The sequence below is a fragment of the Stackebrandtia soli genome, from assembly GCF_965137155.1.
In the GTDB taxonomy this organism is placed as follows: domain Bacteria; phylum Actinomycetota; class Actinomycetes; order Mycobacteriales; family Micromonosporaceae; genus Stackebrandtia; species Stackebrandtia soli.
Map to the genome: position 1 here is coordinate 16,242 of NZ_CBCRZX010000033.1, position 23,268 is coordinate 39,509.

Consider the following 23,268-nt stretch of genomic DNA (forward strand, 5'->3'; position numbering starts at 1 on the left):
GAAGCGATTTCGTCGGGGTGGACGAACGCGGTCAGGACTGCTGCTGCGCGGAGAGGACGCCCGGCTCCGGCTGCCGGTCGACCGACGCGATGAGCTTGTCCGCCAGCTCCTCGGCGTCGAGCTTGCGTTCGTAGATCGCGAGGTACAGGGCGTCGAGGTCGGGGTAGGCGAGGTCGCTGGCGACCCGGATGAGCGGCTCCGTCGACGCCAGCGAACGGTCGCGCTGCCTCAGCGCCCGTTCGACGAGGTGCCGTCCGGCGGCGATCTGGTCCGACAACATCGCCTGGGATTCGCCGCGGCGGGCCGAATCCGTCGAATGCGGGCCTCGATGGCCCGCGAACCATTGACCGATGAGCAGCTGCGCCTGCGGGGTCTTCGCCGTCATCAGCCATTCGCGGGACGGGCCGGGGTAACCGCTCTGCGGTTCGGCCGTGATCGTCTCGACGACGTCGCCCTCGCCGAGCTGCGTCGACAGGGGAGCCAGATGACCGTTGACGTAGGCGCCGATGAGACGGTCGCCGTGGCTGGCGCCCGTGGAGTAGGCCAGATCGACGGGCGTCGCGTCGATCGGGAGCATGTGCTGCTGCCCGTTCGATCCGAAGACGAGGATCTGCTGATCGGCCAAGTCGTGCCTGAGCGTCTCGAGGAAGCGAACCGGATCGACCGCGTCGCGCTGCCAGTCGAGTAGCCGGGAGAGCCACGCCAGTTCCTGGGGTGACTTCTCGGAACCGCGATCGGCGTGCAGCGCCAGGTGCGCGGCGATGCCCATTTCGGCGACCCGGTGCATGTCGCGGGTGCGGATCAGGACGTCCATCGCCCGGTCCCCCGGACCGATCACCGAGGTGTGCAGCGACTGGTACAGGTTGAACTTCGGCGTCGCGATGAAGTCCTTGAAGCGACCGGGAAGGGGCCGCCATTGCCGGTGTACGGCGCCGAGGGCGGCGTAGCAGTCGGTCGTGGGGCCGTTGACGATGAGGACCACGCGTGGGGGGTCCTGGGGTCCGCGGCGGGGGTTGACGGCCATCTCCCGGTACACCGAATAGTGGTGCCTGGGTCGGTTGATGATCTCGGCCGTGACCCGGTGTTGGCGCAACGCGGTACGCAGACAGGTCGTCGCCTCGTTGACGAGCGCCTCCCGCTCGGCGTTGTCGTTGAGATAGGCGTCGATCTCCGCGTAGGCGGCCTCGTCGACGGTCTTCAGCACGATGTCCTCGAGGTCGCGTTTGACCACATACAGGCCGAGGCGATCCGCGAGGGGGATGAGGACGTCCCGGGTCGCCTCCGCGATGCGGATCTGCGACGGACGGGACTTGGCGCCGATCGTCTGCATGTTGTGCAGGCGGTCCGCGAGCTTGATGACCATGACGCGGATGTCGCGCCCGGCCGTGACGATCAGTTTGCGGAAGGTCTCGGCCTCGGCGGCCTCACCGAAGTACACCTTGTCGAACTTGGTGACCCCGTCCACGAGAAGGGCGACCTCGTTGCCGAAGTCGCCGCGCAGTCGTTGCAGGGTATAGCTCGTGTCCTCCACCGTGTCGTGGAGTAGCGCCGCGGCCACGCTGGTCGTGTCCAGTCCAAGGTCGGCCACGATCGTGGCCACCGCGATCGGGTGCGTGATGTAGGGCTCGCCGCTGCGGCGATTCTGGCCACGGTGCATCTCTTCCGCGATCCGGTACGCCTTGCGCAGCAACGGGATGCGAGGCGCCGAGTGGTTGGTCTTGTGGCTGGCCTCGAGCTCGGCGACGCGCCCGGTCAGGTTCCAGGGGTCATCCGCGCTGGACCGGTTGAGTATGGTCCGCAACATGTGACACCTCCGACCGTTGGTGCTTACAGATCGTCCGGTTCGCCGGCCGAATCGGCCTATGCGGAACGCGGGTACGTAATCATTGCACCCCCACCTTCCGTCGACGGCGTCGAAGGCACCAGTGTTATGTCGCGAATCCGACTGTCGGTGCCCCAATGGCATCGGGGATGCCCTGTGGCGCCTTGGTTGTGGCGCGATGTCCGATGCGGGGTGTGACGTCCCGCCGGTGCCGGAATGTCCAGCTCGTCGGGCCTGTGACGAGTCCAACAGTGACGGTCGTCGCCATGGGCGCATCCAAAGAAGATCGATACCAAAGGGTGACTGTGATATACGTCACTCATGATCGTTTTCGATGTGCCGATACGGTTTCCGGCGTCGATCGGAAGCGAAAACGGTCAATATCGGGCGACGCCCGCCGCCACGTCCGCGTCGCGGAGCCGATCGAGCAGCGCGTGATACGACCCGGCGGATCGCGTCGGCATGGACCAGCCGACGTCCGCGTGCACCAACCGCACCTCCGGCCGTTCCAACCAGGACAGCAGCAACTCGGCCTCGGCGGCTCGCACACCGGCCAGCTGGGCGTCTGTCGCCGGGATCGTCGCCGCGGAGGAACGCAGCGCCTGGATCGCCTGCATCGGGTTCGTTCGCGCGGGAGTCGTGTCGGCGGCGGCCAGCTGACCGTGTCGGATTACCGCGACATCCCAACCGCCGTGCGGCGCGCGTTCGGCGGCGACGAGTTCCCCGGCGTCAATGAACGCCCGCAGCCGCTGCGTGCGCGTCACGGTGTGCAGGAACGTGCGGAGTGCGCGCCGCAACTCGGCCGCAGACTCGAATCGCTCGCGCGCGGCCAGGTCTCCGATGCGGGACTGCAACGCGGCGACCACGGTGGAGGGATCGCCCGCGATCGCGGTGCCCAGTCTCGCGACGACCTCGCCGTACTCGTCGACGTCGACGCGATGCTGGCAGGGCGCGAGGCAACCCAGCTCGGCGAGCGCGCAGGCGGGACTGGTCGACCGGACGGACAGTTTGGTCGTGCATTGGCGAATCGGCACGGCTTCCAGCACCGCGTCGCGGGTCTCCTCGGCGAGCCGCCGAGACGTGAAGGGGCCGAGCCAGTGCGCGCCCGCCTCGGGTGGGGTGCGCACGACCGACAGCCGGGGGAAGGCCTCGTTCGTCAGTCGGAGCCAACTGAGCCGTTCGGGGTACTTCGACTTCCGGTTGAACGGGGGCTTCGTTCCCGAGATCAATCGGAGCTCACGCACCTGTGCCTCGACCCGGTGCGCGCATTCGATCGTCTCTACGCGCTCGGCGAGTCGCAGCATGTGCCGCATGCGGGTGCGCTTCTCGGAACCGGTGAAGTAGCCGCGCACGCGGCCCGCGATGTTGACGGATGTTCCGATGTAGAGGGGCTTGTCCGCCGCGTCGCGGAAGATGTAGACGCCGGGTGCCTGGGGCAGACCTTCGGCGAGGTGGCGTTTGCGGCGTTGTTCCTCGGCCGGGATCGCGCGTTGGAACTCGGCGAGGTCGACATCGGTCACGACGTAGTGGCCGCCGAGCCGTTCGAGGAGCGCGTGCAGGACGTCGACGGTCGCCTTGGCGTCGTCGAGGGCCCGGTGGTTGGGTGTGACCGCCGCTCCGAAGTGCCGGGCCAAGGTCCCCAGTCGACGGTTGGGCACCTCCGATCGGTCGAGCAGGCGACGGGCGAGCACCACCGTGTCGACGACCGCCGGTCGCGGCCACGGCTGGCCGGCGCTCTCGCACGCGGCTCGCAGGAAACCGACGTCGAACGGCGCGTTGTGGGCGACCCACGTCGATCCGGCCGCGAATTCCAGGAAGGAGGGGAGGACGGCCGCGATCGGTGGTGCGTCCGCCACCATGGCGTCCGTGATCCCCGTCATGGCGGAGATCCGGGGGCTGATCGGCTCGCCAGGATTGACCAAAGTGGAGAATTCGCCGAGGATCTCGCCGCCGCGGACCTTCACCGCCCCGATCTCGGTGATCGCCGAGGCGTCGCTGGCGATGCCGGTCGTCTCCAGGTCCACGACCGTGAACGTCACATGAGACAGCGGCGTGCCGAGCTCGTCGAGAGTCGGCTGTACGTAACGTTCGGTTGGTCGCGCTGACACGTCGGCGAGTCTAGGGCGGGGGTCGGACAGCGAGAGTACCCGTGGGGTAACGACGGCTGTTCGATACCGACCGACGATTCGGACTCCCACCGACGGGGGTCTTGTTCGGCGTGGGCGACTTCCTCGACGGCCACCGGGGCACTATCCGATGGGGACGGTCTCGGGTCCGTGTCGGACTCGGGGGAGTCGAGCCAAGACGCGATCCGGCGAATCATGTCCGGCGTCATCGCGGACTCCGCGTGTCCCATCCCCGGTTCGATCCACAGTTGCTTCGGATCGGCGGCCGCCTCGTACAGCGCGTACGCGTGTCGCCGGGGAAAGAACCGGTCGGCCGTTCCGTGCACCACCAACAATGGAATCGGCGCGACCCGGCTGGCCGCCTCCCACGGCGGCATCGGTTTCGTGGGCCAACCCTGGGGGTCGATACGGGTGCGCAGCGCGAGTCGGCTCGTCCACCTCCCGGTGCGGTTGTCGATCGCCCTGTGCAACCACCGCATCACGGTTGTTCCCTTATAGAACCAAGTCGCGGGGCCGCTGACCGCGGCGATCGCGTCCACTCCGCCGAACAGGCCGCCGTACCGGATGACGACCGCCGCGCCCATGGAGAACCCGACCAGCCGAATCCGCCGATAGCCGCTCCGTCGAGCCACCGCGACGGCGGCGGCGACGTCGTGCACCTCCTTGTCGCCGACGGTCGACACGCCACCGGACGCCCCGTGCCCACGGAAGTCGAAGGCCAGCACGTCGGCCGACTCCCCGAAGGTCCCCGCGATCGCGCGGCTGCGCGGGTGTCGCCACGTGCCGGTGAAACCGTGCGCCACGATCGTCAGCGGCCGGTCGCCGTCCCCGAAACGGTCGAACGCCGCCGACAGGCGCACCCCATCGCCCGTGGTCAGCCACAGCGTCCTCGTCGGGAGTGAAGTAGCCATAGGCGTCACATTAGGAGATCCGAGGGCCGCGCGTGGCGGAGCGCGCGATCAAGGTCTCCGCCGTCACTTCGCGCCGCGTGTCGGACGACTGGGGCCCACTCCGGGTCCACCGAACACACCGCCGCCCCATGCCTGTCGGCACGGGGCGGCGGTGGGGAAGAGCAGTGCGAGGACGCCCTTAAGCGGCGTGCTCCTCGACCAGTTCGACGAGCGTCCGCAGCGGCACGGCGGTCGCGCCCTTGGCGACGTAGCCGTACGCCTCGCCGCCGTTGTCCGCCGGGCCGGCGATGTCGATGTGCGCCCACGGCATGTCCTCCGGCACGAAGTGCGACAGGAAGATGCCGCCCTGGAGCATGTGACCCGAGCGCTCCATGTTGGCCGAACCCTGGAGGACGTCCGCGATCGGCGACTCGAAGGTCTTGCGGATCTCCTCCGGCATCGGCATCGGCCACATGGCCTCGCCCGTCCGCTCGCCGGCGGCCTTGACCCGGGCGCACTCCTCGTCGGTGCCCATGACACCGCTGATGCGCTTGCCGAGCGCGACGACCTGACCACCGGTCAGGGTCGCGGCGTCGTAGATGACGTCCGGCTCGTCCTCGGCGGCGCGGGCGAGCGCGTCGCACAGGACCATCCGGCCCTCCTGGTCGGTGTTGATGATCTCGACGGTCTTGCCGCTGTACGTCGTGACGACGTCGCCGGGGCGGTACGCGTCCCCGCTCGGCATGTTCTCCGCCATCGGCAGCCACGCGGTGACGTTGACGGCGGGGGCGAGGGCCGCGATCGCGAGCATCGCGCCCGCGACGGCGGCGGCGCCGGCCATGTCGCCCTTCATCGCCCACATGCCCTGCGCGGGCTTGATCGAGATGCCGCCAGTATCGAAGGTGATGCCCTTGCCGACGAGCGCGACGTGCTTGTCGGCGCCGTCCGCGCGGTAGCTGAGCTTCACGAGGCGCGGCTGGTGGGTGGACCCACCGCCGACGGCCAGGATTCCGCCGTAACCGCCGTCCGCGAGCGCGTTCTCGTCGAGGACCTCGACGTCGAGCCCGGCCGCCGTGGCGGCTTCGGCTACCGACGCGGCGAAGGCCGGCGGACGCAGGAGGTTTCCGGGCGTGTCGGCCCATACGCGGGCGGTGTTGACGGCGTTGCCGATCGCCTCGGCGCGGCCGGACAGGGCCGTGGCACCGACGAGTTCGATCTCGGCGACGGGGTTGTCGGTGGCGGGGCGCTCACCGGTCTTGTAGTCGGGGAAGCGGTGCAGACCGAGCAGCGCGCCGAGGGCGAGCTCGTCGGCGTCGCCGTCGATCGCGAACGCGACCTTCTGCTTTCCGGTCGCGGTGCGCACGGCGGTGCCGCCCGCGCGGCGGAGGGTCTCGGCGGTGACGTCGTCGGCGTCGCCGAGGCCGATCGCCACGAGCACGGGCGCGGTGACGCCGGCCGGCGTCGGCACCTTCGTGATCGTTCCGGCCTTGCCGGTGGCACCGAGCAGCACGAGGGTGTCGATGAGGCCATCCCAGGCCGCGTGGACGGATGCGGCGCCCGGCGCTGCGACCGGGCCGTCTTCTCCAGTGTGGAGCCCGATGACGAGCACGTCGGCGTCGACGGCTGCGGCGTCGGTCGATGACAGGGCGAGCGAAGGCACGAGGGACTCCCAAGTTCGTTGATCATGAACCGGGCCCGCTCCCGTGAGACGTAGCCCGGCCGTGGACGAGTCGATCGTACGCGTGAGCGGGGCAGGCGGTAGGTTTCGGACCATGACAGAGACGTCAAGATCACTACGGTCCCCCCTGCATGAGCGGCACGTCGCGGCCGGAGCGAAGTTCGCGGAGTTCGGTGGCTGGGACATGCCGCTGGAGTACGCCGGGGGTGGTGTCGTCGCCGAGCACACCGCCGTTCGCGAGGCCGTCGGCCTGTTCGACGTCTCGCACCTGGGCAAGATCGACATCACCGGTTCGGGCGCGGCGGTGTTCGTCAACCGGTGTCTGACGAACGACTTCGCCAAGATCGCGTCCGGCAAGGCCCAGTACACGATGTGCTGCGACCCCGCCGGGGGAGTCGTCGACGACCTCATCGCCTACCTGTACGGCGACGACCGCGTCTTCCTGGTTCCCAACGCGGCCAACAACACCGAGGTCGCCGCCCGGCTCGCCGCCGCCGCACCCGACGGAGTCTCGGTAACCAATCAGCACACCGAATGGGCCGTGCTCGCCGTGCAGGGGCCCAAGTCCGCCGACACCCTCGCCGCCATCGGCGTCCCCACCGACGGCGAGTACATGTCGTTCGTGGAGACGTCGATCGACGGGCGTCCCGTCATCGTCTGCCGCACCGGCTACACCGGGGAGCACGGCTTCGAACTGGTCGTACCCGCCGACTCCGCCGTCGCGGTGTGGGACGCGCTGATCGCGGCGGGCGAGCCGTTCGGCATTCGCCCCGCCGGGCTCGGCGCGCGTGACACCCTCCGTACGGAGATGGGATATCCGTTGCACGGTCACGAGCTGTCCCTCGACATCACGCCCGTGCAGGCGGGAGCGGGTTGGGCCGTCGGCTGGAAGAAGGACGAGTTCTGGGGTCGTGACGCTCTCGTGGCCGAGAAGGCGTCCGGGCCGAAGCGCCGCCTGTGGGGTCTGGAGGCGACGGGCAGGGGCATCCCGCGTGCGGAGATGGACGTCTACCGGGGGGATGAACACGTCGGACGGACGACGAGCGGAACGTTCTCCCCGACGAAGAAGGTCGGCATCGCCTTGGCGCTGCTCGACACGACGGCCGAGCTCGGCGCCGGTGACGCGCTGGAGGTCGACGTCCGTGGACGACGTCTGCCCGTCGTCGTCGTGAAGCCGCCGTTCGTCACGTCCTCAGTGCGCTGATTCGACGTCCCGTATTCCCGACGATCCTCGGTGCATTCCGGGGATCGTCGCAACACAAGTGATCGCCTGGCCGTCGTCAGAGCCGTGGGGTGGGGTCCGGGCCGCCCGCCGGTAACCGTTGCGCGGACGGGCCCGCGCGGGTGTTCCATGGCTCTGCGGCGTACGACGCGTCGGTTGTCGGCCCGCCCCGACCATTCCGGTCCTTGTGGACCGTGACACCCGCGTACCCCTCGACACCGATTTCCTAACCCGCACTGGGAATCACGCCAGCCGGGGGCATCGTCGTGCTCATGCCCCCGGCAAATCCACAATGCTGATGTTCGGCTCGTCGCCTGCCATCAGGGCCCCGCCCTGCACCCGGCGAAGGTCGCGCGATGGCTTCGGCAACGGGTTCCCAACCACATGGTTCCGCGTCGTTACGAACAGGTCGAGTCGTTCCCGCTCAACGCCAACGGAAAGATCGACCGCAGGGCGCTGCGCGAAATGATCGCCACCGGTCGTTCCGATCAGACCATCCATAAATGGTGAATCGTCCGTCCACAATCGCCTTCTGGGCTTCGAGGAGAAACAACCCATGTTGATGTCGATCATCCGCGACCTGAAACCGCCGCCGGGCGTCGTGCGGGTCCTGGCCGCGAGCAATCTCGCCCGCACCATCGGGCAGGGTTTCGTCGTCGCCGCGAGCGTCCTGTTCTTCACCCGCTCGGTCGGCATCGGGGCAGCGGACGTCGCCTTCGGTCTCGCCATCGCCTCGGCGGCCGGCATGGCCGTCAGTGTTCTCGGCGGCCACGCGGCCGACGTACTCGGGCCGCGCCGCATGGCGATGGTGTTCATCTCCATTCAGGGCCTCGCCATCAGCGGCTACGTCGTCGTCGGCGGTTTCGTGTCGTTCGTCGTCGCCGCCAGCGTCGTCATGATGGCCGACGCCTCCGGCAACGCCGCCCGGGGCGCGGTCATCGCTGCCGCGATCCCCGCCGAACACCGTGTCGCGTCCCGCGCCTATCTGCGTTCCGTCACCAACATCGGCCTATCCTTCGGCATTCTCCTCGGCGGCGTCGCGCTCGCGTCGAACCACCGCACGATGTACGTCGTGATGCTCCTCGCGAGCGGCTGCCTCTTCATCGCCGCCGCCCTCATCTACCTCCTGGCGCCACCCGTCCCCACCGTCGCCAGACCCCCGAAAGAAGAACGACGCAGCATCCTCTCGGACCGGCCGATCCTCGTCATCGCCGTCCTGAACGCCGTGCTCGTCATGAACGACGGCCTCCTCACCGTCGCTCTGCCACTATGGATTGTCGAGCGGACCGAGGCGCCGCCCGCCACGTACGCGGGCCTCCTCGTCGTCAACACCATCATGGTCGTCCTCTTCCAGGTGCGCGTCAGTCGTGGAGCAGAGGACGTTCCGAGCGGTGCCAAGGCGATGCGTCGCGCCGGTGTCCTGTTCGCGATCTGCTGTGGAATCTTCGCGCTGGCCGCCGGCCAACCGATGTGGATCGCGCTCGTGTGCCTCGCCGCCGGAACCCTCGTGCACGTCGTCGGCGAACTCCTGTACGCGGCCGGCCAATGGGCCCTGTCCTTCGGTCTGGCGCCCGAACACGCCCAAGGCCAGTACCAGGGCCTGTTCGGCCTGACGACGAAGCTCGGATCGACGCTCGCACCCGCCATCACCGCCGTCCTGATCCTGGGATGGGGTTGGCCCGGTTGGCTCCTGTTCGGAGCGAGCCTGCTCCTCGCCGGAATCTGCGTGCCGCCGATGGCGCGATGGGCGCTGCGCACCCGTGAACGTGAATCCGAACCGGCGACCATCGCCGCCTGACCACCCCGAGAGGGACCATCATGGACTTCAGCCTCTTGTACTTCGCCAACGACTCGGGAGCCGTTGACACCGATCGGTACTCCCTGCTCCTGGACGGCGCCTGCTTCGCCGACGAACACGAGTTCACGGCGGTGTGGACGCCCGAACGGCACTTCCACCCGTTCGGCGGCCTGTACCCCAACCCGGCGGTCGTGTCCGCGGCGCTCGCGATGTCGACGCGGCGTATCGCGATCCGCGCCGGGAGCGTCGTCGCGCGCTCGTCGGGCCGTGGACGGACACCTCGTCTTTCGCGATGCGACGGACACGGACTCCCACTCGCGGTTCAGGGCTCCGGCGGCGGTGTAACTCGACTGTGGAATTCCCCGCGCGGGAGCCGCGTGGCCCTAGCGGCACCCTTTGGGGGCTCCCGCAGACCGACGTCGTCGGACGCCGGTATGCGGGAGCGGCTTCCTTTTGCGCCGTGAACATCTCGGGGCGCGCTCACCAGGAAAACGGACTCTCACCCGGGATCTGGTCGAGCGCGGCGGCGTCCATGACCGGGGACGCGAGTGCACTTCCCGCGCCGCCGCCCTCGGTTCACAACTCCCACGGCTCGAAAGCCTCCATTGCGGATGATCCTAATGGGACAGTCCGTCGCCCGTGACGGCAGGATCGTCGTCGGCCGGGTCTTCCGGCTCTTCCTCCACTATGCCGTCAGGCCGATCACGATCGTCCACGTCCGCCGGATAGGGCAGCCTCGCGGCGAGGGTCAGGGCGTCCTGCAGCAGCGGCACCGCGTTCAGAACCGCGCAGCCGTCGCCGATGTCCAGACCCGGACCGATCGGGTCCGCCATGCCCGTCTGGGAGGCCATCTTCTCCACGACGGGGTGCGGGACGCGATCGGGCGCGTAGCACCATTTCGGCGCGCCCAGCGAAAAGTCGCGCGCCGCCAGGGCCGCGGCGGCCGCGGCGGGGCCGTCGATCAGAACGGGCGTGCGTCGGATCGCGGCCGCCACGATCACGGCCGCGGCGATCGCGAGCACCGGACCGCCGAACTCGGACAGCGCCGCCGCCGCGTTCCGGCCCGGACCGCCCGCTCGCGCGAACGCGTCGCGGAGGGCCGCCGTCTGGCGCATCCAGGTTTCGTCGTCGATGAGCCCGCCGGGCACGTGGACGCGCGGCGACAGCTCGATCGGGGGCGTCCGGGTCAGGTGAGCCGCGACCCCGATGGCCGCCGCCGTCACCCCCGGACCCAGGCCGATGAGGACGATGGCGTCCGCACCGCCGTCGATCGCGGCGTCGGCCGCGGCACGGCCCCGCTCCAACGCCTCCTCGTACTCGTCGACCGTCAGCAGCGGGGCCGATTCGGCGGCGCCCGTCGGCTCGGTTTCGATGAAGGTCAGCGGAATCCCGGCCGTGTCCGCCAGTGCGCGGAGCACGTCGACGTCCACCGGAGTCGACTCGACGAAGCCTCCGAAATGGGCGCCGGAGACGACGATGCCGTCGATACGGAGGAACGGTGTCGGGCGGTCGGTGCCTTGGACGCGGGCCGCCCACGCCACCGCGGAGCCGAGCCCACCGAGCCCGGTACCGGGGACTGTCGCCTGCGCCAGGCGATTCTTCGCGCGCGTGGCGAACGACGCGTCGGGAAACGGGACCCGTGCGTTCGCGAACGGGGAGGTGATGTCATCGCTCACGTCGAAAAACCCTAAACCCATGCCCGGAACGTCCCGACGGCAAGGCATGATGGGGCGCGTGATCGACTTCGCCAAAGGCCACGGGACCGGCAACGACTTCATCGTCGTCGCCGACGTCGACGGCCGCCGCCCCCTCACCACCGCCGAGATCGTCGCGCTGTGCGACCGGAGGTTCGGTGTCGGAGGGGACGGCGTCCTGCGAGTCATCCGCACCGCCGCGCACCCCGAGGGTGGCGGCCAGGACGCGGAATGGTTCATGGACTACTACAACGCCGACGGCAGCATCGCCGAGATGTGCGGCAACGGCGTCCGAGTGTTCGCCCGCTATCTCCTGGACGAAGGGCTCGTCACCGACGACGTCTTCCCCGTCGCGACCCGCGCGGGCCTGCGCACCGTGACCGTGTCCGGTGAGGATCTGACCGTCGACATGGATCGACCGGTGTTCGGCGGCGAATCGAAGGTCACGCTCGGCGATCGCACCCTCGTCGGCACCCACGTCTCGATGGGCAACCCGCACCTCGTCTGCCCCGTGGACGACCTCGACGCGATCGACCTGAGCCGCGAACCGGTGTACGACGAGACGCTGTTCCCGAACGCCGTCAACGTCGAGGTGTACACCGGCGGGCCCGACGCGATCACCATGCGCGTCTTCGAACGCGGTGTCGGCGAGACGCTGTCCTGCGGCACGGGAGCGTGCGCGGCCGCGGCCGTCGCCCTCGGCGGGAACGGAACCTGCGTCGTCACCATCCCGGGCGGACAGGTCACCGTGACCGTCACCACCGAGACTCTGCTGCTCACCGGCCCGGCCGTCATCATCGCCCACGGCACCACCACCATCGTCTGAACGAAGGACGGCCCGCCCGGTCCGAGGACCGTGACGGGCCGTGCTTCGTTCAGGGCGTCGGCGGCCCCGTCTTCCGTTGCGGGAGCGAACGGCTCGTGGCGTTCCCCAACACGACACCGATGTTCGGCCGCCTCGACTCACGACGCGTCCGTTCGGAACCCTCCCCCGAGAACGTGGATGCCCCCGAGGCGTTCCGTCGTCAGCTGTTCCCGTTCGTCTCCGCCGGGCGCAGCGCCGTCTTCACCGCCTGAGCGACGGCCGGCGCCACGTGCGGGTCGAACACGCTCGGCACGATGAAGGACGGGTTCACCTTGTCCGCGCCGACGACGCCCGCGATCGCGTGGGCCGCGGCCAAAGCCGCCTCGTCGCTCCATCCGGTCGCCTGCGCGTCCAACATCCCCCGGAACACGCCTGGGAACGCCAGGACGTTGTTGATCTGGTTCGGCTGATCCGAACGCCCCGTCGCGACGATCGTGGCGTGCTCCGCGGCCTCGCGAGGATCGATCTCGGGGTCGGGATTCGCCAACGCGAACACGATCGGGTCCTTCGCCATCGTCGCCACGTCCGCCCCCTCCAGGATGTTCGGCGCGCTCACCCCGATGAACACGTCCGCGCCCGCCACGGCCTCCTTCAACGAACCCGAGAAGTTGTCCTTATTGGTCTTCTCGAGCAGTCGCTGCCACGCCGGTGTCAGCCCCGGCATGCCCCGGTACAGGGCGCCCACCCGGTCGCACGGCACGATGTCCCCGACTCCGTGCTGCGTCAACAGGTTCATGATCGCGGTACCCGCGGCACCCGCACCCGAGACGACGATCCGCACGTCCGCGGCGTCCTTGTCGACGACGGTCAACGCGTTCATCAACGCCGCCAGGACGACGATCGCCGTCCCGTGCTGGTCGTCGTGGAACACCGGGATGTCCAGCCGCTCACGCAACCGCTCCTCGATCTCGAAGCAGCGCGGCGCCGCGATGTCCTCCAAGTTGATCCCGCCGTACCCCGGCGCGATCGCCGCGACGATCTCGACGATCGCGTCCGTGTCCTGAGTGTCCAGTACGACCGGCCACGCGTCGACACCCGCGAACTTCTTGAACAGCGCGGCCTTTCCCTCCATCACCGGCAACGCCGCCGCCGGACCCAGATTCCCCAGACCCAGCACCGCCGAACCGTCCGTCACGACCGCGACCGTGTTCCGCTTGATCGTCAACCGCCGCGCGTCATCCGGGTTCTCCGCGATCGCCTGGCACACCCGCGCCACACCCGGCGTGTACGCCATCGACAGCTCATCACGGTTGCGCAGCGACACCTTCGACGTCACCTCGATCTTGCCGCCCAGGTGCAGCAGGAACGTCCGGTCGGACACCTTCCGCACCTTGATCCCCGGCAGCGCCGACATCACCTCGCTGATGCGCTGAGCGTGCGCCGAATCGGCCGTGTCGCACGTCAGGTCCACCACCACTCGGCGATGATCGGACGACACGACGTCCAGCGCCGTCACGATCGCCCCGGCCTCACCCACCGCCGTCGTCAGCCGCCCGATCGCCCCCGCGTCCGCCTCCAGCGACAACCGCGCCGTAATGGAGAAACCCGCACTTGGCAGCTTCGCGATAGACATCCTGCACACTCCTTGCCCGCACCCGGAATACGTCGTCGACTGACGAAATTACTCTTCCACCCGCCACGGACGCCCCGCGCGTCACCCTGAACCCGCCCCCCACCGATATCGAGGTGCGGAACCCGCTGCCGGCGTGTCATGGTTGAGACCTATGACGATGCCCAACGACACCACCCACGACGGCGACCAACTCGAGCTCGCCGAACGCCACGCGCTACGCCGCGTCGCCGGAATGTCCACCGAACTCGCCGACGTCACCGAAGTCGAGTACCGCCAGCTGCGCCTCGAACGCGTGGTCCTGGTCGGAGTGTGGACCAGCGGCACCCTGACCGAAGCCGAGAACTCCCTCGCGGAGCTCGCCCAGCTCGCCGAAACCGCCGGCTCCGAAGTCCTCGACGGTCTGATTCAACGCAGACAGAGCCCCGACCCCTCGACCTTCGTCGGTCGCGGCAAGGTCGCCGAACTCCGCGACGCCGTCATCGCGTCCGAGGCCGACACCGTCATCGCCGACGGCGAACTGTCCCCCAGCCAACTGCGCAACCTCGAACAAGAGGTCAAGGTCAAGGTCGTCGACCGGACCGCCCTCATCCTGGACATCTTCGCTCAACACGCCAAGAGCCGAGAAGGCAAGGCACAGGTCGAACTCGCCCAACTCCAGTACCTCGTGCCCCGCCTCCGCGGCTGGGGTGAGACCCTCTCCCGCCAGGCCGGTGGCCGTGCTGGGGGCGCCGGCGGCGGCGTCGGAACCCGAGGCCCCGGTGAGACCAAACTCGAGACGGACCGTCGACGCATCCGCACCCGCATCGCCCGTCTCCGCCGCGACATCGCCGGCATGCGCGTCGCCCGCGACACCAAACGCGCCGACCGCAACCGACACGGCATCCCCTCCGTCGCGATCGCCGGATACACCAACGCCGGAAAATCGAGCATTCTCAACCGCCTCACCGGCGCGGGAGTCCTCGTCGAGAACGCGCTCTTCGCAACCCTCGACCCGACCACCCGGAGAGCCCACGCCAGCGACGGCCGCGACTACACGCTCTCCGACACGGTCGGTTTCGTCGCCCACCTGCCCCACCAACTCGTCGACGCGTTTCGATCGACACTCGAAGAAGTGGCCGAGGCGGACCTCATCGTCCACGTCGTCGACGGCAGCCATCCCGACCCCGCCGCCCAGGTCAGGGCCGTCCGCGAGGTCTTCGCCGACATCGGCGCCGACACCATCCCCGAACTCCTCGTCATCAACAAGGTCGACGCCGTCGACCCCGAGACGGCGCTCCTCCTGCACAGCGACTGGCCCGACGCCGTGACCGTGTCAGCCCACACCGGCACCGGCATCGACGCCCTCCGCGCCGCCATCGAGGACCGCCTGCCCCGCCCCGCCATCGACGTCAAGGTGATCGTCCCCTACATCAGGGGCGACCTCGTCGCCAAGATCCGCGCGCGCGGTGAGGTACTCGCCCTCGACCACCTCGAGGACGGCACCCACATCCACGCCCGCGTCGACGAAGGACTCGCCGCCGAACTGACCTCCTTCGCACGATGACGGCAACCGCTACCGGCCGTGATAGGACCTGCGCCCCACACGAAACCACCCCGTCGGCTGCCGAGGACTTGACGCCGAGTGCAACACTTGGCCCGTGCGACAAAGGCGAATGACGCCCATCACGGCGCGACGAGTCTCGACCGTTTCGATCCTGAGCGTGATCGGTGTACTCGCCGTGCCCGCGGCAGCGCTCGCCGAAGACCCGCCTCCCGGCGAGAAGCTCTGCGAGATAACCGATCCCGCGTTGTCTGAGCTGTCCGGCCTGGCACCCAGGCCGNACGGCGGCTACTACGCCGTCACCGACGGCTCGATGGACCAGACCCAGCTCGGAATCGTCGAACTGGACGACACCTGCGCGATCGTCAACACGATCACCTCGCCGATCGACCCGTCCGACCCCGAAGACCTCGCGGTCGACAAGGACGGCACCCTGTGGGTGGCCGACACCGGCAACAACCAGTGGGACCGGCCGAACATCGCGCTCCACGAGGTCAGCCTGGACGGCGCGACCAACAACGTCTACCGCTTCGTCTACCCCGACGGGGCGGTACATGACACCGAGGCGCTCCTCCTCGGCCCCGACGGCGTGCCGATCTTCGTCACGAAGGACCCGGGCGCGCCCGTCCTCTACCGGCCCACCGCTGGTCTCGACCAGGCGCTCGACAAGGACAACCCGCTCCCGCTGGAGGAGATCGGCACCCTCGCCATCGCGCAGACCGAGACATCCGGCGGCCCCGAGATCCTCGGTGACGCCGTCTCGACGCTGATGACCGGCGGAGCCGTCTCCGCCGACGGTTCCCGCGTCGTCCTGCGCACCTACACCGACGCTTACGAGTGGGCCGTCGTCGACGGGGACATCGGTGCGACGCTGATCGGCGACACGGAACCGACGATCACGCCGCTGCCGGACGAACCGCAGGGCGAAGCGATCATGTACACCGCCGACGGCACCTTCGTCACCGCCTCCGAGGCGATCATCGACGACGCGACCGGCGCCGTCATCAGCAACGCCGGACTGTGGACGTACGAACCCGCGGCCCTTCCACCACCCGCGTCCGACGACGATGAAGCCGCCCCCGCCCGGGAGAAGAGCCTCATCGACACCCTCGGCATCAACGGCATCCTGTGGGTCATCGCCGGAGTCGGGTTCATCGGAGCGATCATCTTCGCCATCGGCCTGCGCGTGATCCTCAAGGCGCGCAAGGCTCGTAAGGCCCTCGCCGCCAGCGAGGCGAACTCGGCCTCAATGGATGACTTCGACAACCGCGACGGCCGCGACGACCGTTACGACGACCGTCGCCGCGACGAGGATCGGTACCGCGAACACGGTCACGACGATCGCTTCCTGGACGAGGACCGCTTCAGCGGCGACCGTTACGACGATGATCGCTATGACGACCGGGACCACTCCGGCTATCGGGACGACCGTCGCCCGCGCGACGATCGGTACGACGACCCCGACTACGACGACCGTCGAGGAAACCCCGTACCCCGCCAATACGCCGATTCCGACGACGGTCTCGGCGGTGGCCGACTCTTCGAGAAGCCGGGAAACCAGGACCAGCGCGGCGAACCGGCACCCGGATACGGACCGGAGAACGGCGGCAACGTCTACGGCGAACCGCCGCGTCGACACGAGGACGGCACCGGCACCGTGTACGGGGGCGGAGGACGCTGAACGGGCGTTCCCGCCCGTCCTGCACACCGCCCCGTCAACTCCCGGACGAAACGACTCAGATCCGACGCATCACGGCGACGACCCGGCCGAGGATCTGCGCGTTCTCCGCGGGTATCGGGTCGTACAGCGGGTTCGCCGGCAACAGCTCGACCCTGCCGTCACGACGCTTGAACGTCTTCACCGTCGCCTCACCGTCGATCATCGCCGCGACGATTTCGCCGCTGTGAGCCTCCGGCTGCTGCCGCACGACGACCCAGTCCCCGTCCGTGATGGCCGCTTCGATCATCGAATCGCCCTTGACCTTCAACAGGAAGAGGTCACCTTCGCCGACGAACTCCGCCGGAAGCGGGAACATCTCCTCGACACGCTCTTCGGCGAGAATCGGCACGCCCGCGGCGATCTCACCGAGGAACGGGACGTAGCGCGGAGGCTTCCGCAGTGCCGCCTGCTCCGAGCCGACCGAACCACGCACGTCCACCGCACGCGGACGTCGAGCGTCCTTGCGCAGGAAACCCTTGCGCTGCAGTTGATTCAGCTGGTACGCCACACTAGACGCGGACGCGAGGCCCACCACCGCGCCGATCTCGCGCACACTCGGGGCGTAACCCCGATCGGCGATCGAGTCGCGAATGCACGCCAGGATCCTGCGTTGCCGGTCCGTCAGCGTCGCTTCGCCCGAATCCGGGTCCTCGACGACGTTCGGAACTTGGGATGTGGCCACGTTTCCTCCTCCGAGCCCGACGCCTACCGCGACGGGTGGGTACCTTCCGGGTGGTGTGCCGAAGACGACTTTAGACGATCATCGGACGATAAGTGAAACAATAGTTCGATTGGCGCTCGCGTGTCGCGCGGGTCGAACCCGCCCGATCTGGGGCGTGGCATAGGCTGTCGGCGCACAAGGACACGCAACGGTCACGTCTGCGCTCGTGCAACATCACTCACCGTCGTCCCGTTCGTCGCGTTCGCCCACGTACCGTCATCGGGCCCGGCGCGCCTACACGCCTCCCAACGGTCCAGCGCGCCTCATTCGACCGTCTCGTGCCCGCGCGACGCCGTGAGTCACGAACGCCACAACGCCGTTCGGGCACGATCCCTTGCGACGTTCGCTTGTCGGGCATAGACTGAAGACACAACATCTTGTGGGTGGGATACTCTCTACCATCTACGTGTAGTGGTTCGGCTCGAAACGGGCGGTAGGGCGACATCACGACGATTACGCCTACGGATCACGCGGAAAACAAGGAGATGATCAGTTGTGCGATGCCCGTACTGTCGGCATCCCGACTCGCGAGTCGTCGATTCTCGTGAGGCTGATGACGGCGTTCTGATTCGCCGTCGACGCTCCTGCCAGGAATGCGGAAAGCGGTTCACGACGGTCGAGGAGTCCGTCATGGCCGTTGTGAAGCGGTCCGGCGTCACCGAGCCGTTCAGTCGCGCGAAGGTGGCCGCCGGCGTCCGCAAGGCGTGCCAGGGGCGCCCCGTCGACGAGGACGCCTTGGCGGTGCTCGCCAAGAACGTCGAGGACGAGATCCGCTCGCGCGGTATCGCCGAGATTCCGTCCAATGAGGTCGGATTGGCCATCCTCGGGCCGCTCCGGGAGCTCGACGAGGTGGCATACCTGCGCTTCGCGAGCGTGTATCGATCATTCGAATCCATCGAGGACTTCGCGTCGGAGATCGAGTCGTTGCGGGAGTTCGCGCAATCGCGCGCGGACGCCGTCGAACCGGTCACGACCGCGAGCTGAGAACCCCCGGCGGGCGGGCCTCAACGGGGCACCCGCTCGCCGTTTTGACCATGAACATCGCCGCGCGGTGGGCTGCGCGGACCGACACCAGGGAGCGACATGAGTGAGGCAGTCGAAACACCGTCCCGCGCCGCGAAGTCCAAGAACGGCAAGGCTCGTAGCGGGATGACCGTGCAGCGAGTCTGGACGACCGCGGGCGTTCACCCGTACGACGAGGTCGAATGGGAGGCTCGCGACGTCGTCATGACGAACTGGCGCGACGGCTCCATCAACTTCGAGCAGCGCGGGGTCGAGTTCCCCACGTCCTGGAGCGTCAACGCCACCAACATCGTGACCTCGAAGTACTTCCGAGGCGCGGTCGGCACACCCGAGCGCGAACACAGCCTGCGTCAGCTCATCGACCGGATCGCCGGCACCTACCGCAAGGCCGGTGAGGAACACCGTTACTTCGCCACCACCGCGGACGCCGAGATCTTCGAGGCCGAGCTCACCTGGCTCCTGCTCCACCAGTACTTCAGTTTCAACTCGCCGGTCTGGTTCAACGTCGGAACGTCGTCACCCCAGCAGGTCTCAGCTTGCTTCATCCTCAGTGTCGACGACTCGATGGACTCCATCCTGGACTGGTACAAGGAGGAGGGGCTGATCTTCAAGGGCGGCTCCGGTTCCGGCGTCAACCTGTCGAAGATCCGGTCGTCGCGGGAGCTGCTGTCGTCCGGTGGGAACGCCTCCGGCCCCGTCAGCTTCATGCGCGGCGCCGACGCCAGCGCGGGCACCATCAAGTCCGGTGGGGCGACCCGACGCGCCGCGAAGATGGTCATCCTCGACGTCGATCACCCCGACGTCGAGGAGTTCATCGAGACCAAGGCGCGCGAGGAGGACAAGATCCGCGCGCTGCGCGACGCCGGTTTCGACATGGACCTCGGCGGCAAGGACATCGTCTCCGTTCAGTACCAGAACGCCAACAACTCGGTGCGCGTCACCGACGAGTTCATGACGGCCGTCGAGAACGGCACCGACTTCGCGTTGCGTGCTCGTGAGGACGGTCGCGTCATCGAACGCGTCGATGCCAAGGGGCTCTTCCACAAGATGGCCAAGGCCGCGTGGGAGTGCGCCGACCCGGGCATCCAGTACAACGACACCATCAACGACTGGCACACGAACCCCGAGACGGGCCCGATCACGGCCAGCAACCCGTGCTCCGAGTACCTGCACATTGACAACTCTTCATGTAACTTGGCGTCGCTGAACCTCATGAAGTTCCTGAACGACGACGGGACCTTCGACGTCGAGCGTTTCGTCAAGGCCGTCGAGTTCGTCATCACCGCGATGGAGATCTCCATCTCCTTCGCGGACTTCCCGACCGAGAAGATCGGCGTCAACACGCGGGCGCACCGCCAGCTCGGCATCGGGTACGCCAACCTCGGCGCGCTCCTGATGGCGTCCGGTTTCGCGTACGACTCGGACGAGGGCCGCGCCGTCGCCGCCGCGATCACCGCGCTCATGACCGGTGTGTCCTACCGCCGTTCGGCCGAGCTCGCGGGCGTCGTCGGCCCGTACGAGGCCTACGCGCTCAACGCGGACGCGCACAAGCGGGTCATGCGCAAGCACGCCGCGGCCGTCGACAACGTCAAGACCTACGGCACCATGGACCGTGAACTGTTGACGCTCGCGACCACGGAATGGCAGCGCGGCAATCAGATCGGCGACCGTAACGGCTGGCGCAACGCTCAGGCCAGCGTCATCGCGCCCACCGGGACCATCGGGTTCATGATGGACTGCGACACCACCGGGATCGAGCCCGACCTGGCGTTGGTCAAGTTCAAGAAGCTCGTCGGCGGCGGGTCGATGCAGATCGTCAACCAGACCGTGCCGCGCGCGCTGCGGACGCTCGGGTACACGGAGGAGGCCGTCGAGGCCATCACCGAGTACATTGGCGAGCACGGCCACGTCGTGGACGCCCCGAGCCTGCGGCCGGAGCATTACACCGTCTTCGATTGCGCGATGGGCGAGCGTTCGATCTCGCCGATGGGGCACGTGAAGATGATGGCGGCGGTGCAGCCCTTCGTGTCCGGTGCGATCTCGAAGACGGTCAACGTGCCCGAGTCGGCATCGGTCGAGGAGTTCGAGCGGATCTACTTCGAGGGCTGGAAGCTCGGCCTGAAGGCGCTGGCCGTCTACCGGGACAACTGCAAGGTCGGCCAGCCGTTGTCGGCGAAGAAGAAGGAAGTCGAACCGGTCGAGGTCGAGAAGGTCGTCGAGTACCGCCCGGTGCGTCGTCGCCTGCCGAAGAAGCGCGAGAGCCAGACGGTCTCGTTCTCGGTGGCGGGCGCCGAGGGCTACATGACGTCGTCGACATACCCGGACAACGGCCTCGGTGAGGTCTTCTTCAAGATGTCGAAGCAGGGCTCGACCCTGGCGGGCATCATGGACGCGTTCTCCGTGGCGATCTCGATCGCGCTGCAATACGGTGTCCCGCTTGAGAAGTACGTCGAGAAGTTCACGAACATGCGCTTCGAGCCCGCGGGCATGACCGACGACCCGGACATCCGCATGGCGTCGTCCGTCGTGGATTACCTGTTCCGTCGGCTGGCGCTCGACTACCTGCCCTACGGGACGCGTGCCGACCTCGGCATCCTGACGGCGGCGGAGCGCACGGCGGAGGCTCGCGGGGAGGACCCGGCGCTCGTCCACCGTGACGAGGAGGACGTCGATCTGACCGCGATGGCGTCCTCGGCGCCGATCGCGAAGGTCGCGGAGAAGCTCCACGAGGTGATGCCGGCGAAGATCGGATCGTCGACGGAGTTGCTGGAAGCGGTACAGGGCAAGGCCGCTGACGCTCCACTGTGCATGACCTGTGGGACGAAGATGCGCCCGGCGGGCAGCTGCTACGTCTGCGAGGGCTGCGGTTCGACCAGCGGTTGCAGCTGACGATCGCGTGAACGGGGCGGTGGGTGTCGATCGACGTCCACCGCCCTTCGTCGTCGTCACGTCGAAGGGGGCGCGTTCATTCGGGCCGGTGGCGTCCGGCGGGGATGCGGCGGTCAGCCGTTGGCTGCGTCGTGGAGTGCCTGGACGTCGATCTTCACCATCTTGAGCATGGCCTGCAGGACCCTGTTCGCCTTGTCCGCGTCGGGATCGGCCAGGAGCCTGGGCAGGTCGCGGGGGATGATCTGCCAGGACAGGCCGAACTTGTCCTTGAGCCAGCCGCATTGGGATTCCATGCCGCCGTCGGCGAGGAGAGCCGTCCAGAGCGTGTCGACCTCGGCCTGGTCGGCGCAGTCGACGTACAGCGAGATCGCCTCGGTGAACGTGAAGTGCGGGCCGCCGTTCAGCGCGATGTACTGCTGGTCGAAGAGCCGGTAGGTGACGGTGCTGGTCTTTCCGTCGGGAAGTCGGGTGACGTCGAGGATCTCGGAGTCGGCGAATACGGAGGTATAGAACAGGGCCGCTTCCTCGGCGTTGTTCTCGAACCAGAGGAAGGTGGTGATCTTCTGCATGGTATGTCCTTTGTGGTACCTCGGTCGTTGGCGCTGTCGGGCTCAACGTACCGTCGAGGTAGGTCATTCACGCGGTATTGCCGGCCGGGGTGTCACGGTATGGCGGTCGTGGCTACTGCGGGTCGGTTCGCGGGTTCTCGCGCTGGAGCCGTTCGAGGTGCGCGGCGAGACCGTCGAAGCGGTCGTCCCAGAACCGGCGATAGTGGTCGATCCAGGAGGACACCTCGTCCAGGGCGGCGATCTCGAGCCGGCAGGGGCGCCATTGGGCGGCGCGCCCGCGTGAGATCAACCCCGCTCGTTCGAGGACTTTGAGGTGGCGCGAGATCGCGGGAGCGCTGATGTCGAACGGCGCGGCCAGTTCCATGACGGTGGCCTCGCCCTCGGCGAGTCTGGCGAGAATCGCCCTGCGTATCGGGTCGGCGAGGGCCGCGAAGGTGATGGAGAGGTGGTCCGTCGGCACTGCGTTCAACCGCCTTGTCGGGTACGGGCTGGCACGTTCCCCAGCGGATCGGTCGTGTCGTCACCGCCGTGCTCGCGTTCGAACGGCCGCGAAGGGTCGGTGGTCATGTCGTCGAGTGCTCCCCGGTGCTCCGTCACCCCGGAATCATCGCCGACGCCGGTGGGTGGGAGCTCGCGGCTGTCGAAGGGCGGTCCGGCACTCGTTCACGAGACCCGAGTCGAGGGGGCGAGTTCCGACGTCGGCGGTCACGATAGCACCGTGGTGTCGTCGGAAGGTTTTTGTCGGAGGTGCTGCCTAGGGTGTGGGGATGGCCATCCAAGTTGGAAACATCACGTTCAACACGCCGGATCCGAAGCGACTCGCCGATTGGTGGGTCAGTGCCTTGGGCGGCAAGGTCACCGGTGACTACGGGGACTACATCTTCGCCGAGGCCGGCGGCGTCGGTCTCGGCTTCCAGCGCAGCGATGAGCAGTCGGGCCAGCGCCTGCACCTCGATCTGGCCGTCGACGACGCCGCCGTGGAGGTGGCGCGGTTGCTGGAGTTGGGGGCGACGCACGTGGCGGACCGGGAGTTCTCCGGCGCGAAGTGGGCCGTGCTCAAGGACATCGACGGCAACGAGTTCTGTGTCTCGGATTCGCACTGACGACTGACCACTTGGTCCTGTTCGGACCAGGTGGG

Annotated in this window: 19 protein-coding genes and 1 pseudogene; 10 read left to right on the forward strand and 10 right to left on the reverse strand. The window is 68.1% G+C overall.

All coding sequences use genetic code 11. From position 1 onward, the window contains the following. Nucleotides 1-31 precede the first annotated feature (31 nt). The 4 genes from ACM9NP_RS17365 to ACM9NP_RS17380 all read right to left on the reverse strand — a co-directional run bounded on the left by ACM9NP_RS17365 (nt 32) and on the right by ACM9NP_RS17380 (nt 6,498). Nucleotides 32-1,804: a RelA/SpoT family protein gene (locus tag ACM9NP_RS17365; protein ID WP_415647768.1), complete on the reverse strand. Its 1,773-nt coding sequence runs from the start codon at nt 1,802-1,804 to the stop codon at nt 32-34. A gap of 395 nt (nt 1,805-2,199) precedes the next feature. Beyond that, a complete protein-coding gene (locus ACM9NP_RS17370) occupies nt 2,200-3,930 on the reverse strand; it encodes a DEDD exonuclease domain-containing protein (protein ID WP_415647769.1) in 1,731 nt (576 codons plus the stop codon). Continuing rightward, a complete protein-coding gene (locus ACM9NP_RS17375) occupies nt 3,858-4,859 on the reverse strand; it encodes an alpha/beta hydrolase (RefSeq protein WP_415647770.1) in 1,002 nt (333 codons plus the stop codon). The genes ACM9NP_RS17370 and ACM9NP_RS17375 overlap by 73 nt, the downstream gene beginning before the upstream one ends. A gap of 178 nt (nt 4,860-5,037) precedes the next feature. Beyond that, entirely contained in the window at nt 5,038-6,498 is a 1,461-nt protein-coding gene (locus ACM9NP_RS17380) for a leucyl aminopeptidase (RefSeq protein ID WP_415647771.1), read from the reverse strand. Nucleotides 6,499-6,610: 112 nt separating this feature from the next. Here ACM9NP_RS17380 and gcvT point away from each other — a divergent pair, with 112 nt between their 5' ends. Continuing rightward, nucleotides 6,611-7,720, forward strand: a complete 1,110-nt coding sequence (gene gcvT / locus ACM9NP_RS17385; protein ID WP_415647772.1) for a glycine cleavage system aminomethyltransferase GcvT — start codon at nt 6,611-6,613, stop codon at nt 7,718-7,720. A 288-nt stretch (nt 7,721-8,008) separates the two neighbouring features. Here the strand turns inward: gcvT and ACM9NP_RS17390 are convergent, their stop codons facing one another. Then, a complete protein-coding gene (locus ACM9NP_RS17390; RefSeq protein WP_415647773.1) occupies nt 8,009-8,311 on the reverse strand; it encodes a hypothetical protein in 303 nt (100 codons plus the stop codon). On the opposite strand from ACM9NP_RS17390, the gene ACM9NP_RS17395 reads away from it, so the two are divergent. Further along, the gene (locus ACM9NP_RS17395; RefSeq protein WP_415647774.1) at nt 8,295-9,536 is read left to right on the forward strand and encodes an MFS transporter; all 1,242 of its coding nucleotides are present in this window, start codon (nt 8,295-8,297) and stop codon (nt 9,534-9,536) included. The genes ACM9NP_RS17390 and ACM9NP_RS17395 overlap by 17 nt on opposite strands. Nucleotides 9,537-9,556: 20 nt before the next feature. Beyond that, nucleotides 9,557-10,000, forward strand: a complete 444-nt coding sequence (locus ACM9NP_RS17400; protein WP_415647775.1) for an LLM class flavin-dependent oxidoreductase — start codon at nt 9,557-9,559, stop codon at nt 9,998-10,000. A gap of 153 nt (nt 10,001-10,153) precedes the next feature. Here ACM9NP_RS17400 and ACM9NP_RS17405 read toward each other — a convergent pair whose 3' ends face one another. Further along, complete coding sequence (locus ACM9NP_RS17405; protein WP_415647776.1) at nt 10,154-11,212, reverse strand: nicotinate-nucleotide--dimethylbenzimidazole phosphoribosyltransferase; 1,059 nt, start codon at nt 11,210-11,212, stop codon at nt 10,154-10,156. 61 nt (nt 11,213-11,273) lie between these two features. Between ACM9NP_RS17405 and dapF the strand changes: the two genes are divergently transcribed. Then, nucleotides 11,274-12,056 carry a diaminopimelate epimerase gene (gene dapF / locus ACM9NP_RS17410; RefSeq protein WP_415647796.1) on the forward strand — a complete coding sequence of 261 codons (783 nt, stop codon included), beginning with the start codon at nt 11,274-11,276 and terminating at the stop codon, nt 12,054-12,056. 199 nt (nt 12,057-12,255) lie between these two features. Here the strand turns inward: dapF and ACM9NP_RS17415 are convergent, their stop codons facing one another. After that, a complete protein-coding gene (locus tag ACM9NP_RS17415) occupies nt 12,256-13,668 on the reverse strand; it encodes an NAD-dependent malic enzyme (protein WP_415647777.1) in 1,413 nt (470 codons plus the stop codon). 151 nt (nt 13,669-13,819) lie between these two features. Here ACM9NP_RS17415 and hflX point away from each other — a divergent pair, with 151 nt between their 5' ends. From hflX to ACM9NP_RS17430, 3 genes and pseudogenes are all read left to right on the forward strand, one after another. Further along, nucleotides 13,820-15,211, forward strand: coding sequence for a GTPase HflX (gene hflX / locus ACM9NP_RS17420; protein WP_415647778.1), 1,392 nt, complete (start codon nt 13,820-13,822; stop codon nt 15,209-15,211). 94 nt (nt 15,212-15,305) lie between these two features. Next, nucleotides 15,306-15,488 (forward strand): annotated as a pseudogene (locus ACM9NP_RS17425) (hypothetical protein); the annotation flags it as partial. Between the two features lie 33 nt (nt 15,489-15,521). Beyond that, nucleotides 15,522-16,889 (forward strand): hypothetical protein, encoded by a 1,368-nt coding sequence (locus ACM9NP_RS17430; protein WP_415647797.1) that lies wholly within the window; start codon nt 15,522-15,524, stop codon nt 16,887-16,889. Nucleotides 16,890-16,944: 55 nt separating this feature from the next. On the opposite strand, the gene lexA is transcribed toward ACM9NP_RS17430, so the two are convergent. Further along, nucleotides 16,945-17,610 carry a transcriptional repressor LexA gene (gene lexA / locus ACM9NP_RS17435; RefSeq protein ID WP_415647779.1) on the reverse strand — a complete coding sequence of 222 codons (666 nt, stop codon included), beginning with the start codon at nt 17,608-17,610 and terminating at the stop codon, nt 16,945-16,947. 534 nt (nt 17,611-18,144) lie between these two features. On the opposite strand from lexA, the gene nrdR reads away from it, so the two are divergent. Both nrdR and ACM9NP_RS17445 read left to right on the forward strand, forming a co-directional pair. After that, entirely contained in the window at nt 18,145-18,633 is a 489-nt protein-coding gene (gene nrdR, locus ACM9NP_RS17440; protein WP_415647780.1) for a transcriptional regulator NrdR, read from the forward strand. Between the two features lie 99 nt (nt 18,634-18,732). Then, nucleotides 18,733-21,561, forward strand: coding sequence for a vitamin B12-dependent ribonucleotide reductase (locus tag ACM9NP_RS17445; RefSeq protein ID WP_415647781.1), 2,829 nt, complete (start codon nt 18,733-18,735; stop codon nt 21,559-21,561). Nucleotides 21,562-21,674: 113 nt separating this feature from the next. On the opposite strand, the gene ACM9NP_RS17450 is transcribed toward ACM9NP_RS17445, so the two are convergent. Both ACM9NP_RS17450 and ACM9NP_RS17455 read right to left on the reverse strand, forming a co-directional pair. Continuing rightward, nucleotides 21,675-22,130 carry a VOC family protein gene (locus tag ACM9NP_RS17450; protein ID WP_415647782.1) on the reverse strand — a complete coding sequence of 152 codons (456 nt, stop codon included), beginning with the start codon at nt 22,128-22,130 and terminating at the stop codon, nt 21,675-21,677. Between the two features lie 112 nt (nt 22,131-22,242). Beyond that, complete coding sequence (locus ACM9NP_RS17455) at nt 22,243-22,590, reverse strand: ArsR/SmtB family transcription factor (RefSeq protein ID WP_415647783.1); 348 nt, start codon at nt 22,588-22,590, stop codon at nt 22,243-22,245. Nucleotides 22,591-22,897: 307 nt separating this feature from the next. Between ACM9NP_RS17455 and ACM9NP_RS17460 the strand changes: the two genes are divergently transcribed. After that, nucleotides 22,898-23,233: a VOC family protein gene (locus ACM9NP_RS17460; RefSeq protein ID WP_415647784.1), complete on the forward strand. Its 336-nt coding sequence runs from the start codon at nt 22,898-22,900 to the stop codon at nt 23,231-23,233. The last annotated feature ends 35 nt before the right edge of the window (nt 23,234-23,268 follow it).